Annotated in this window: 10 protein-coding genes and 1 pseudogene; 8 read left to right on the forward strand and 3 right to left on the reverse strand. The window is 52.0% G+C overall.

What is annotated here, in order from left to right:
- Nucleotides 1-137 precede the first annotated feature (137 nt).
- The 3 genes from DS906_RS20310 to DS906_RS20320 are packed head-to-tail and all read left to right on the forward strand — an operon-like array spanning nt 138 to nt 4,750.
- A complete protein-coding gene (locus tag DS906_RS20310) occupies nt 138-1,409 on the forward strand; it encodes a polysaccharide biosynthesis/export family protein (protein ID WP_158541347.1) in 1,272 nt (423 codons plus the stop codon).
- On the forward strand, nt 1,406-3,625 hold the full coding sequence (locus DS906_RS20315) for a polysaccharide biosynthesis tyrosine autokinase (RefSeq protein WP_113791885.1): 2,220 nt from the start codon (nt 1,406-1,408) through the stop codon (nt 3,623-3,625). The genes DS906_RS20310 and DS906_RS20315 overlap by 4 nt, the downstream gene beginning before the upstream one ends.
- Before the next feature lie 27 nt (nt 3,626-3,652).
- The gene (locus tag DS906_RS20320; RefSeq protein ID WP_113791886.1) at nt 3,653-4,750 is read left to right on the forward strand and encodes a glycosyltransferase; all 1,098 of its coding nucleotides are present in this window, start codon (nt 3,653-3,655) and stop codon (nt 4,748-4,750) included.
- A 24-nt stretch (nt 4,751-4,774) separates the two neighbouring features.
- On the opposite strand, the gene DS906_RS20325 is transcribed toward DS906_RS20320, so the two are convergent.
- Nucleotides 4,775-6,553 (reverse strand): CocE/NonD family hydrolase, encoded by a 1,779-nt coding sequence (locus DS906_RS20325; protein WP_113791887.1) that lies wholly within the window; start codon nt 6,551-6,553, stop codon nt 4,775-4,777.
- Nucleotides 6,554-6,600: 47 nt separating this feature from the next.
- The gene (locus tag DS906_RS22335) at nt 6,601-6,984 is read right to left on the reverse strand and encodes a hypothetical protein (RefSeq protein WP_199528618.1); all 384 of its coding nucleotides are present in this window, start codon (nt 6,982-6,984) and stop codon (nt 6,601-6,603) included.
- Here DS906_RS22335 and DS906_RS22750 point away from each other — a divergent pair.
- Nucleotides 6,973-7,161, forward strand: a pseudogene (locus tag DS906_RS22750) (4'-phosphopantetheinyl transferase superfamily protein); the annotation flags it as partial. The gene DS906_RS22335 and the pseudogene DS906_RS22750 sit on opposite strands and share 12 nt — an antisense overlap.
- Before the next feature lie 41 nt (nt 7,162-7,202).
- On the opposite strand, the gene DS906_RS20335 reads toward DS906_RS22750, so the two are convergent.
- Complete coding sequence (locus DS906_RS20335; RefSeq protein ID WP_113791889.1) at nt 7,203-8,015, reverse strand: methyltransferase, TIGR04325 family; 813 nt, start codon at nt 8,013-8,015, stop codon at nt 7,203-7,205.
- Between the two features lie 466 nt (nt 8,016-8,481).
- Between DS906_RS20335 and DS906_RS20340 the strand changes: the two genes are divergently transcribed.
- From DS906_RS20340 to DS906_RS22245, 4 genes are all read left to right on the forward strand, one after another.
- The gene (locus DS906_RS20340) at nt 8,482-9,897 is read left to right on the forward strand and encodes a hypothetical protein (protein WP_113791890.1); all 1,416 of its coding nucleotides are present in this window, start codon (nt 8,482-8,484) and stop codon (nt 9,895-9,897) included.
- A gap of 244 nt (nt 9,898-10,141) precedes the next feature.
- The gene (locus tag DS906_RS20345) at nt 10,142-10,843 is read left to right on the forward strand and encodes a sugar transferase (protein WP_113791946.1); all 702 of its coding nucleotides are present in this window, start codon (nt 10,142-10,144) and stop codon (nt 10,841-10,843) included.
- A 287-nt stretch (nt 10,844-11,130) separates the two neighbouring features.
- Nucleotides 11,131-12,009, forward strand: coding sequence for a glycosyltransferase family 2 protein (locus tag DS906_RS20350; RefSeq protein WP_113791891.1), 879 nt, complete (start codon nt 11,131-11,133; stop codon nt 12,007-12,009).
- 599 nt (nt 12,010-12,608) lie between these two features.
- Nucleotides 12,609-13,274, forward strand: coding sequence for a glycosyltransferase (locus DS906_RS22245; RefSeq protein WP_158541350.1), 666 nt, complete (start codon nt 12,609-12,611; stop codon nt 13,272-13,274).
- Nucleotides 13,275-13,417 lie beyond the last annotated feature (143 nt).

Below are 13,417 nucleotides of genomic sequence, written 5' to 3' on the forward strand. Positions count from 1 at the left end.
CTCGCTAAATACTACAGGCGCCGTACAACAATCATAAATTTAAGCCCGCACTTCGCAACTCACGGGGTGAAATGCTCCTGACAGGGCACAATTATTCGCTATCATGTGACAGTTGTTATTTAGTTGTAAGCGATTCGATGATTTGGCTTAAGGGTTCTGATTTAGCTTCCGCGCGAAGTCTCGTGCGTAGCCTGTGCGCTGTTTCCGTTTTTGTAAGCGCAGTGATGGTCGGCGGTATTGGCCGGGCCACAACCCTTGATGGATATCTGATAAACGTGGGTGACGAGCTCGAACTGGATATTCTCGATGATAATGAACCACCGCAGCGATTTACTGTAGGCCTCGATGGTGAGGTGCAGTTACCTTACATCGGCGGTCTACAGGTATCTTCCATTGCGGTTGGCGATGCGAGGGATTTGATTCATCGCACCTACGTAAAAAACGAAATTTTTGTGGACCCCTTGATCGAGCTTTCGGTTGCAAGTTTCCGGCCGATTTCGGTTTTGGGGGATGTTAAGAATCCGGGAAACTTCGACTACCAGCCTTTCATGACTACAGAACAAGCCGTCGGTTTGGCTGGGGGTCCAGCGATTTCTGCAAACAACGAAGAAGCCCGTGTTCTAGAGCGTAGAAATCTGAAAGGCACATTGAACAGCCTTGAATACGATCTTGCATTGTCGGCCGCCCAATATGCACGGGCTCAGGCATTGTTGAAAGGCGAGGACAGTTTGAATTGGTCTAACCTGCCGCCAGACCTGCGCCCGGGAGTGAACCGAGAGTTGTTTGACGAACATAAAGCAAGTGAAGATCAGGTCATCACGTTGGAGACGCGGAATGCGATAACCCAACATGAGCTTCTGACGCAGGCCGTGTCCGAAGCTGAAAGCCAGATCGCCATCCTGCGGCAGCGCGAAGTCGTGCAGCAAAGGATTGTGGATGTTTCTCAGACAGAACTGGAGAGAATGATTGATCTGGCGGCCCGAGGTTTGATCCCAAAATTTGATGTCCGAGACTTTGAGCTTAAGACTTCCCAGGCAGAAAGCAGTCTGTTGGATCAACGCGAGCGACAGTCCGAGGCATTGGTGCAACTTGCAACTCTCAAGGGACGATTGTCCCAGTTCGCTTCGGATCTGGAGCAGAAGCGGCTCAACGAATCCCAGCGGATCTGGAACGAGATCAAGAAGCTGATTTCAAACAGAAATTCTATCGAAGACAGATTGGGGCTTTTGGACCAGTGGATGAATGCGGCCTCTGGTTTGGAGAGCGAAATGCTGCTCGAATTCCAAGTGCGCCGACGCGAAGACAACGGGGTTCGCAAGCTACTGTTGCGACCCGGGGACGAGCTTTCGCCTGGCGACTTACTGGTTATCGTGGTGAAACCACCCGAAACGTTGGGTGAACTACAATGAATGTGCGTAGAAACCCGGAGTCGTCCAACCCGCGCGAAGTGGGTCGCGCTGCCAAATCGAATGCCGGTTTCCTAGCTTACCAATCTATCGACGTGATGTATCTGTTCTCGATTTTACGGGTTAATGCACGATTGATTTCCGCAGCGGCCATCGGGTGCGCCGTAGCGATGTTCATTTATCTGCTCTTTGTTCCTCCGACTTACACCGCTTATTCGCAGATCATTCTCGACACGCGCGAAGAAAGTGTATCGCCTGTCGAGGAAGTGGTTTCTGACCTTAATCTGAACAGCTCGGTCCTGGCCGGTGAGGTCGTGACGATGCGGTCGAACGTGCTGATTGGCCAGGTTGTTGACGAATTGGGTTTGTTGGAGCATCCCCGATACGACCCCCGCCAACAGCGCAGCGAAGGCCTATTCGGCCAGGCCAAACGTCTATTGCGCGGAGACGATCCGCCACATGTGGTCGCTGCGCGATTGCCCGAAGAAACGCTACGTTCATGGATTATCAGTGCGGTGCGAGACAATCTGTCTGTAACGCAGATTGGGGTGTCCTATGTGATTGGAGTGCGTTTCCAGAGCACCGATCCGGTGCTTGCTGCAGACATAACCAACGCCATCGCAAACCAGTACATTAACAGTCAGCTTGACTCGAAAATGGATGCCACATTGCGCGCCAATTCTTGGCTATCTGACAGGTTGGCTGAATTGAGCGTTCAACTTGAAGCTGCAGACGCAGCGGTGGTTGATTTCAAGGCCGAGATGATCGAAATCGCGGATGGCAATGAAGAAAGCATCAGCCAGCTATTGGCCGAATTGAATACTAAATTGGTCGGCAGCTCAACCGAGCGCGCGGATGCTGAAGTGCGCCTCTCTCAGGTTAAAGCGCTACAAGATCTTGGCGGCTTACGCGCAGTATCAGACGTTGTGACCTCACCGCTTTTGGAAACATTGACCCAGCAAAGAACAGAATTGACGACAAATCAGGCTCAATTGGCTAGCACCCTCGGGCGTCGGCATCCGGATATGGTTCGGATTAACGCGCAAATCGCGAATATTGATCGATCGATTGATACCGAATTGAGGCGTAGGGTCGAAGAAATGCGGGGTGACGTTATCGTGACCACCAATCGAGAGAACGCTTTGAGGAGCCAGATCGCCGTTGTATCTGAGAGGGCGGATTCACTGGCCAAGGCCTCGGTACGTTTAGGGCAACTGGAACGGGCGGCGAATGCCAACCGTCTAGTCTACGAAAACTTTCTTTCGCGCTTCAAGGAAACCAGCGCACAGGCGGATTTCCAGCTTCCAGAAGCGCGTATTATTGGTCAGGCCGAGGTTCCGTCTGTCCCCTCTGGTCCGCGCAAGACCCTGCACATGATCGCGGCCTTTGTTTTCGGCCTTTCTGCAGCCACTGCTTTCGTATTCTTGCGAAATCTGGCGCGGTCGCCGGTGAACACAGCGGATGAATTGGAAGCGCTGACACAGCGCCGCAATCTGGCTTTGCTCCCATACGTCCGGCATTTTGGAAGCAAATACAGATGGCTGCGACAAGAACTGTCAGGCGTGGAAAAATCACAGTTCATGGAGAACGTGCGCACCATTCGCACGAGCCTGTTCGGGCTGGGGAAATCCCGTCAGCCCAAAGTAATAATGATAACGTCTTCTGTTCCGACAGAAGGAAAATCGTCACTATGTTGTGCTTTGGCGCGGGCAATCAGCACTTCGAAAACATCCGTTTTGTTGTTGGATGCTGACCTTCGGCATCCGGATGTACGAAAAGCATTGGACCTACCGTCCGACGGGCCGTGTTTGGTGGAATACCTTAATGGAAATGCAAAGATTAAGGACTTACCCATCCGATCCGATCTGGCTGGCGTTGATGTCATTTCACCATCGTCTGAAAGCGCGAGCGCTGCGGATTTGCTGTCGTCTAATCTGTTTGCTGGCTTGTTAAGCCGAGTAAGTGCTCGCTACGACGTCATCATCGTAAACGCGCCGCCTGTGCTGTATTTGTCAGATGCAATTCTGCTGACCAAACATGCCGACACAACCCTGGTCGCCGTGCGTAGTGGCAAGACACCGGCCAAGGTGGTGCTTAGCTCGATTGCGAGGTTGGAGGAGAATGGGCAACCGGTGTTTGGAACGGTGATGACAATGGTACGTCGCCAGGATGCAGCAGCGCGTGATCTTGGGAGCTATTCGTACAAGTACAACTATTGATTTGAGTGTTTGTAAGACAGTGATGTTATGAAAGTTGCCCTTGTTCATTATTGGTTGACTGGTATGCGCGGTGGCGAGCACGTGTTGGAACAATTGGTCAACCTATTTCCTCAAGCTGACCTGTTCACGCATGTTGCCGATCCAGACAAACTGTCGCCTCGGCTAAAAAGCCGTCCCATCCATGAAACATTCATCGCCAGGCTTCCGGGCGCGCGACGCCACTATCAAAAGTACCTGGCTTTTATGCCTCGGGCACTCGAAGAACTGGATCTGTCGGGTTATGACCTGATCATTTCATCCGAAAGTGGGCCGGCCAAAGGTATCATCGCACCACCGGGTACGCCTCATATTTGCTATGCACATTCACCGATGCGATACATCTGGGATCAGTACGGTGCCTACAGCAAGCGGTTGTCACGGATTGAAAAGATGTATTTTTCGCATCTCGCGCACAGGCTTAGAATTTGGGATGTCAGCACTGCGGCCCGAGTCGACAAGTTTGTGGCCAATTCCAATTTTGTGGCACAGAGAATACGGCGTTACTATCATCGTGACGCACAAGTTGTGCATCCGCCGGTCGATCTTGATGCCTACCACCTACCTGACGAGACCAATAAACGCAGCCACTACTTGTTTGTCTCTGAACTGGTTCCGTACAAAAAAGCGGACTTGGTCATCGAGGCCTTTCGTGATCTCGACCGGCAACTGGTTGTCGTAGGTGATGGTAGCCAGCGGTCCGAGTTAGAGCAGAATCTTCCTCCAAATGTTCGGTTGCTAGGTCGGGTCCCCAGTGCAGACTTGCCGGGTCTGTATCAGACTGCGAAAGCGTTGATATTCCCGGCCGAAGAAGACTTTGGTATTGTCCCGGTCGAAGCCATGGCCTGCGGGACACCTGTGTTGGCCTACGGCCAAGGCGGTGTGCGCGACAGTGTTATTGAGGGCCGTACAGGCCTGTTCTTCGACGATCAATCAAGCAGTTCTATTGTGGAGACTATTCATCGGTTTGAACGCGCGCATTTTAATTCCGGCGACATTAGCGAACACGCAAGCGGGTTCGGTGCAGAACGGTTTCGACGTGAGTTCTCCAACGTCGTTGACGCTGTCCTTAGTGATTGGGCCGTCTAAGCGCTTCGCTGTTTTTGACCTATTTCAATTCGGCAGGGTTTGCAGGATCAGCGCGGAGGGTTCGTTAATGTCACTGAGCACAGTGATCTCTGTCGATCGGAACTCTGTTTCAGAATAGATTGGCCCGCCTGTATTGGTGTTTCTTGAAAGGCGCGGAAAGTTGGTTCCGGCCACGTGCAACCGAATTTGATGACCAGCTTCGAACTTATAGGCGATTTGGCGCATGTCGACTGTTACTTCGTAGATCTGTCCTGGAGTCATCAGCTCGGGTGTTTCAAATCCACCTCTGTATCGCAACCTTAATGCGCCCTCTTGCACCAATAGCGAATTTCCTTGTGTATCTACATCCGAAATGCGCAAGACTAGGTCGGAATCCGGAGTTGAAATGGTGACCCATAGCTTTGCTTGGATTGGGCCCGCGACTGTTATTGGCTGTTCCAGCGGTGCGGATGAGAACAACAGCACATCGTCTCGTTTCTCGATCGAGTTCTGCAACACGGGCCCTTCTCGATCCTCGGGATTTCCAGTGCAGCAAAGCGGGCCACCGATAGAGGGAACAGGGTTTTCGGGGTCGGACAAAAAGCTACTCTTTAAGTCTGAAATTGCGCTTTTTTTCCAGAGCAATGACTGACCTGCGCTCAAATATAGTTGCTTTTGAATTGCGTCGGCAGGCGGCCATTTGTTGGCTTCGCGCCACTGGTTATCCACGAGTGTAAAATAGGTGTATTCGGGTAAATCAATGGCGGGTCCGTTCCCCAGGTGCCAAGCCAGAAACCGGCTAATGAGATCAACATAGCCGATGCGGCGATCCGGTGAGACTGGTAGATCCCCAACGACCGTGTCACCGTCCGTACCGAGGTAGTTGCAATGTGTTCCTGCGCCGATGATAGTATTTACGGATGCGCCCGCATTTTGCAGAGTTTCAGCCAGTGTTAGGCTCGAATCTATTCCGGGATCGTGCCAGGTATCAATGAATAGTGCAGGTACCGAGAACGCCTCGTTGCCGGTGATATAGCCGGCGTCCCGCCAGTATTGAGGGTTATCGAAGTTCTGCAAAAACGCTTCATAATCAGTCTCGTCCGAGCGCAATTGTGCGACAAGGCCGACGACAGGAAGTCCATCGAGAACATCGTCCGGATCAATTGGATGATAACCAGACTTGGGTGCGGTTTTGCCGCCTTCTGTGCCAAACCAGCCGACGCCGGCTGCCAGGTTGAAAACTCCTCCTTCAAAGCCACTGAAATAGGCATTCTTCCCTTCGACCGACCCGATTGCGCCGCCTGCTGCGATTGGAACTATGGCATGCAGGGCTGGATGTCCTTGAGCCGCCAACATGAGTTGGGATTCACCCAAAGCTGAACAACCCAGTGTTCCAACCCGTCCATTTGACCACGGTTGATTAATGATCCAATCTAGCGTGGCCGCGCCGTCCGGACCCTCGTTGGGGTATGGGGCGAATGTCCCTTCTGATCCGTACCGTCCGCGCATGTCCTGAGCGACCACAGCGAACCCCCGGCGCGTCAGCTCTCTAACCCAAAACCGCACTTCGCCGTAGGTTCGTTTGCCGTAGGGAAGGCGCATCAAAACCGTTGGGCGCGGACCGGATTCAGCCGGAAGGTAGACATCCGTCGCCAGGCGCACGCCGTCAGGCACCGTCACCATGACATCCGCTAAATCCGGTGCACCAGCTTGTACCCACCACGCGATTTGATTTCGGTTTTTGTCCAAAAGGGTTTTGCCCATCAGGACTAAACAACCAATTGCAATCACGGAACAGATAACAAGAACAACCTTGCGTTTCATTTAAACACCCTATCGACTTGCTAGGTTCGCCACGAGTAGTTTCGGTATTAGAAGGAAGGATTTTTTGCGTGCTCAGTGTGGATCTTTGGCTGTGGTCTCTGGAAGAAGCGGACGAACACCTTGATCATTTTAGTAAGGAACTGTCGGTTGACGAACTGCGAAGGGCCGATCGTTTTGTCAAATCCAGTGATCGGAGCATGTACATTGTAGGTCGCGCCGGATTGCGGAGAATCTTGGCGGATTACATTGGTCTTGACGCCAAGGCGGTCGAGTTTGAGTACGGGCCGCATGGCAAGCCGTATTTGCAAAATGGCCCTGGGTTTAACCTCAGTCACTCTGGCGGTCGGGCTGCATTGGCAGTGTGCCCGTATACCCATCCGGGTCTCGATATCGAGTTGGTGCGACCTATCGAAGATGCGGTGGCTAAACATCATTTCTCTCCAGCGGAATACGCCGAGTTGTCGTGCTTGCAACCGTCGGATTGGTTGCAAGGGTTTTTTCGCTGCTGGACCAGAAAAGAGGCTGTTCTGAAATCACTGGGGCATGGGTTGTACATGCCCCTTGATTCTTTCGATGTGACCCTCTCGCCCGGCGTTCCGCCCCGATTGACGCGGATTGAAGACGACAACCCTTTAAGTTGGACTTTAATTCATTTCGAACCTGCGCCGGGTTGGATCGGCGCGTTGGCCCTGCGCGATACAGGTGGCCCTGTCGAGCTTCGGTGGCGATCCGGTGATCCAATCGTCCGAGCCTGCTCACGACGTTCCAGAAAATAGCCTCGGCTGACACTTGGGCCCAAACCGGGATGCGTTGAAATGATACGACCAAGAGATGGGATGTCCCATTGATCGCGTATTACATAGCCCATTTCGGTTAGGTTTTTTTCAAAGTCATTTCTGTTTCTGATTTGATAAGGCACCCGGCCAGGCCCGACCTTTTCCAGAGTTACTACGGTCGGGCCACAGCGAGTCGCGACCTTGTTTAGCAAGATGTATCTGGGTGGAGCGTCGAGCTTGCCGATTAATTCAGCCAGAGAAATATCCAAGTATTGCATCAGGCCCGACCCTAGCAACACGTCTATCTGACCAACTTTCGCAAGGTCGTCTTGAAATACAATTTCAGCAGGTAACTCCTGACTCTCCTGTGCGGCGCGGGCCAGATCGACGGTTACGGGCAAATCGTAAACTGTCCACTGCAACCTGTCGATTGGACACAAATCCCGAAAAGCGATGTATTTCGACCCGAAATGCCCCCCTGCATCCAGCAGGTGCATTCCTTCGCTAAAAACTTCGTTAATCCAATGAATGACCGGGTAATCCCAGACAACGGTTTTGCGCATCAGGCCGGTGTTCACCTGTGCCACGTCCTTATCATTATACCCGTTGCCGCGGGCTTTGACGGCGGCCGTTGCATAGTTTGGATAAGCGCCAACCATGGCCGGGGGGCGAATGCCGGTCGTCATTAGCCGAGCCCAAGCCGCTGAAACCGGAAGCCCAATCCCACGTTTCAAAAGACTTGAGCCAAATTTTAGGGTTTCTCGTGATCTAAACAAAAAATTACCACCGCACAAAAAGCGAGAAAAACGGCCAGTATGATTCCTGAGCCCGAAGAAAATACTCCGCCAAATTACTTTCAAACCGGATTCGGGAAAACCCAAAGGCAAAATGCGCTCGTTACTGTTAACAGTTCAGAAACATTGTGAGAGATAGTTGGCAATTGCTGCTCGAATTTTGGGGTGTTAGTGCTTCCGGTTCGCGATCTGAATATGCTCAGTTACTTTGACAGAGAACGATTTTCGATATGCCGCTTGCCGATAACCGATTCGGGCAACGATGCTTGTCGAAGTAACAGACGAAACAGTGAATTTGACCAAATTAATAGATGTTCCGTTCGGGGTTCACGCTCCGAGGTTGTAAGCGAGGACGAAAATGGCTGTTTATCCTGCTGCAGCCGCATTCTTGTTATTGTGGCTTTGGCTCAGCGCACGAAATGCTGACAATGGGATATTGATGGCCATAGCGGTCATCCCATTTGGGATGTTCGCAGCGTTGGTTGCCGGTGGTCTCTCAATGATCATTGCCAATTTATTGGCTATTCTTTCGATCTTTCTATTGATCTTACGGCGGATTACGCATGCGCCTGGGTCGGCAGAATTCCGTTTGCCCCCGTCGGGTGTCTATCTTCTTGTTTTTGCGTTGTACTCTGTTTTCTCCGGAATCGTCCTTGTGCGCCTGTTCGAGGGGCAGTTTCTTGTTTTCCCGATGACGGTGACAAACAGAGGGCCACAGGTTAGTAACTTCTTCAGCTCTGTAATGCTGCCGCTACGGCCTACAAACTCCAACATAGCGCAATCGGTCTATATCCTGCTGTCCTTTGCCTTCTTTCTAGCGACAGTTTTTGTCGCCAGACGGCGCGGGGCAGAGTTCATTGAAAAAGGACTGGTTTGGGCCGCCTCGCTTAACGTGGTTCTTGGACTCTTAGACCTTCTGGGTGCCGATGCGGTTTTGAGCCTAGTCAGAACTGCCGACTATACCCTTCTAAACGAACATCTGGTGGGGCCGTTCAGTAGGGTGATCGGAGGATATGCCGAAGCGTCCGCTTATGGGGCCGCTTCGGCTGCGTTCTTTACTTACTTTTTTATGTCTTACTTGGTTGTCAGAACGCAAAGCCACGGCATCTTGGCAGCAGCCAATTTTGTTGGCGCCGTGCTTGCCATGTCCAGCACAGGCATAGCCGCTCTTGCCGCAGGGATATTCTTCGTGACTCTGCATTTCAGAGTTTTCTTGGGCTTCAGTATGTCTCGTGGGTTTGGGCATCTCATGGTCATAGGTGTTTCGTGTCTCGCCATTGCGATCAGTGCGTTACTTCTGGTGCCAGTCGTGATGGATAGCGTTTCAGATATTCTAGACCGTTTGGTTTTTTCCAAACAAGATTCCCTATCAGGACGGGAACGCGGCGCGTGGGCTGCGGCTGGGTTTGATACTTTCTTCCAAACCTGGGGGCTTGGGGCCGGAGTCGGCTCAGTGCGGGGGAATGGCATTGCATCCGTTCTTTTGGGAAGTGTGGGCTTTCCCGGAACGATTGCTTTTTTGATGTTCATTTTCAGCGCAATTGGTTTGCCAGCTTCAGGAGCCGATCGCGGCACGCTACGGTTGTTTAGCGCTGGTCGCGTTTGCGCGCTGACATTATTGACAGCCATGTTAGTTTCAGCAACGACACCGGATCCAACTCTGCTTCTTATGGCGATTTCGGGGCTGTGCGTCGTTGCCCGTGAACAGGTTTTCGCGGGCCGCACGATTGAGCCGCTAGCACCTTCTGCCGAAGGGTTTTCGAATCGCGTTTAGCTTTGTTGGATTTTTCTGCCTGGAACAGTCCGGAGGTAAACTTGAGTACTGTTGACCTTCTGGCGACAAACTGACTTGAAGAAGTAGGTTATCCACAGGACGCCCGCTGCCCTTTCTCGATTTTACAAAAAAGTTGCGGCTTCGACAGGGATTTACTTATACTTTGAAAGGCGGGGAATTGTACTGCGGGCCGATGTTTTCCGGGTCGCGCATTTTGTATAGTGTATTAACGATTGGCTGTGTAATGAGAACGAATTTTGATCGTGGGGCTGAAGTAGAGTCTTCATTGCTCGGTGGCTCATCTTCTTGTCGATTAAAGAAGTACAACGGTGGTTCAGACACTTTTCTCAAATCGTTGTTTGACCGTTTGTTCGCTTTTTTTGCGCTGATCTTTTTCTCTCCTTTTCTTATTCTGATCTCGCTGGTTATTTTGATAACGGACGGTGGGCCCATATTTTTTGGGCACAAACGTATCGGTCGAGATGGCAAAGAATTCAACTGCCTCAAATTTAGAACGATGGCACGAGACGCCGAAGAGCGTTTGGCAAGGATCCTGGAATCTGACGCCGAAGCACGCGCTCAGTGGGAAGCTCAACAGAAACTGGATGATGACCCGCGGATCACTACAGTTGGTGAGTTTTTTCGCAAGACTAGCTTAGACGAACTGCCGCAATTCTGGAACGTCTTAGTGGGTGACATGGCGATTGTCGGACCTCGCCCGGTCGTTGCTGCGGAAGCGTCGCACTATGGCGAGCATTTCAGTGACTACCTTTCGGTCAAACCGGGGATTACCGGGTATTGGCAGGTCAGTGGGCGGAGCAACACAACCTATGCCGAAAGAGTACAGATGGATGTTGATTACGTGAACAACCGGTCATTTGGACGCGACATCGAGATCATTCTCAAGACGATAAAAGTGATGATCATGAGCGATGGCGCTCGGTAGCGAAACCTAGGATTGCGGTCAGAAGAAAACAAATAAAATTACGACTAACCAGAAGAGGAGACAACCGCCTATCACCAGCCTGCGTAGTAACTTTGGTGACGCGGATTCTATCATTTCGATGATGTTGAAACGCAACGCTTTATTCTCGTGAACGAGGGCCATTTGCTATGCTCGACTTTTCTTTTTCATGATTAATATCACGGTTACGCTGAGTTCGAATACCTGTCAACAATGCAGGCTGTGGCGGCGGTTTATCGGCAATATTATGTCTAAAGTGTGTTAGCATCATGCGATTAATCGTTTCTATCCCGACTACAAACCGCCCAGAAATTGTGGTTCCTACAGTTTTGGACATAGCGCGCCAAAAAAGATTTCCAGACCTCGTAATCGTAGTTGTTGCGCGGGCCGACGATATTGACGCGCATAAAATTGCCGATTTGCCATTCCCAGTTTGCATCGTTCAAAGCGAACGCGGCTCATGTATTCAACGAAACACAGCCTTGAGCATGCTGCAGGAAGAAGATGTCCTGCTGTATTTGGATGACGATTTTCTAATGGCGCCGGATTATCTGGCCAACCTAGAACATCTGTTCAAGTCTCGGACCGACGTCGTCATGGCAACTGGGACAGTTTTGGCAGATGGAATACATGGCCCGGGAATCAGCCACTTGCGAGGTTTGGAAATGGTCTCGCGAACAGCGCCCACCATTACTCCTGAAATTACTGACATCTACAATTGCTATGGCTGCAACATGGCGCTGCGCGCTGCACCAGCTTTGTTGGACAAAATACTCTTTGATACGCGGCTCAAGCTTTACGCTTGGCTTGAGGATGTAGATTTCTCACGCCAGATGGCTGCGTATGGTCGCATCGTTCGATCGAGCAATTTGCGAGGTGTCCATTTAGGAACCAAGGTTGGGCGATCAAGCGGCTTGCGTGTTGGGTACTCGCAAATTGCCAACCCGCTTTATCTGCATAGAAAAGGGACGATGGCGTTTAATCGCGCTCTGAACATCATGTGTAGAAACTTGGCGAGCAACTTTGTCAGGTCTTTCAATTCCGAGCCTGAAATTGATCGGTTGGGGCGCTTGAAAGGAAACCTGCATGCCTTTGGCGACTTGGCGCGCGGCAGGATTAACCCTGAGAAAGTGGCGCGTTTCGAATGACAAACCCAGCTCCAAGTCGCGTGGTGGTACTTAGTGACTTCGCAAAAATTCGCGGAGGGGCTTCCAAGCTTGCGGTTCTTCAGGCCTGGTTGCTTGCGAGACAGGGCATCCCTGTTACATTTTTTTGTGGCGACGATGGGGGGCAGATGCCGACTGGGGTCGAGCTGATATCTATGGGTGGTCAAAGCTTGTTGGATCAGGGTGGACTGTCCGCAGCCGCGTCGGGGCTCTGGAATCATAGGGTTAAGAAGCGGCTAGCCACTTGGATCAAAAAAAATGACTGCCCGGGTACCATCTACCATGTCCATGGGTATCATCAGACTTTGTCGCCTTCGCTTTTGTGCCCTCTTAAGCCGGTGAGAAGCCGCGCAGTCATGCACGCCCACGACTACTTTCTGAGTTGTCCCAATGGCGCGTTTTTTGATTTCCGCCAGCAAAACACCTGTCCACGCGTTGCGATGTCCGCGTCATGCATACTGCATAACTGTGACAAGCGTAGTTACGGGCAGAAAATCTGGCGGGTGTCGCGGCAAGCGCTACAAAACCGAACGCGACGCAAGTTATTGCCGGACGTCACGACCTTGCTAATCCACCCGGGCATGGAACACCGACTGTTTCCGGACGGCACGCCCGGCCCGGTAGTCGCTATAGCCAATCCGTCAGAACCTCTTTTGCCAGATCCGGTGCCATGCCATCAGAACAGTGAGTTTCTGTACGTTGGCGATCTGCACGAGTACAAAGGGGTCTTCCTATTGGCCGAGGCCGCACGGCGTGCCGGCGTCAAAATGCGCTTTGTGGGCAGCGGTCTGGATCTGGCAGAACTGAAAGCCGGTTTCCCCGAACACCAGTTCGATGGTTGGCAAGATCGCGCTGGGTTAGAGCATGCTATGGCCAAAGCCCGGATGCTGGTAGCGCCGACATTGGGTCCGGAACCATTTGGTTTGGCACCGGTCGAAGCCTTGTTATGTGGCGTTCCGGTTCTGGCATCGGATAGCCTGCTAATTAGTCGGGACATTTGCGCTCAAAAGATGGGCGAGAGCTTTGCTGCCGGAGATCGGGATGCGCTGGCTGCCGCATTGGTCGGCCTGTCTTCGGACGATGATCGCATCGCGCAAATGGCTTCGAATGCCAGAACGGGTGCAGGCCTCATCTCACTGTCACCGCAAGCCTGGTGCGACGCCTTACTGACTCTGTATCGCGATATCCTCGGAAATCTGAACGCAACTCCGGGTGCAGAACATGTGCGGGCCCAAGTGGCCACGTAAAGGAGGGGCGTTTTGGAAAGCATCAATTGCGATAGATTTGACGCCCGCTCCTGTCTGTATTGGCTGGGATTGCCGTCCAGTTTCACTGACGAGAATGGTGGTGATCACCAGCCCGAATTTGGCATCAGGGCTGATGCGCCAGA

This window comes from Ruegeria sp. A3M17, from assembly GCF_003318255.1.
Taxonomy (GTDB): domain Bacteria; phylum Pseudomonadota; class Alphaproteobacteria; order Rhodobacterales; family Rhodobacteraceae; genus Ruegeria.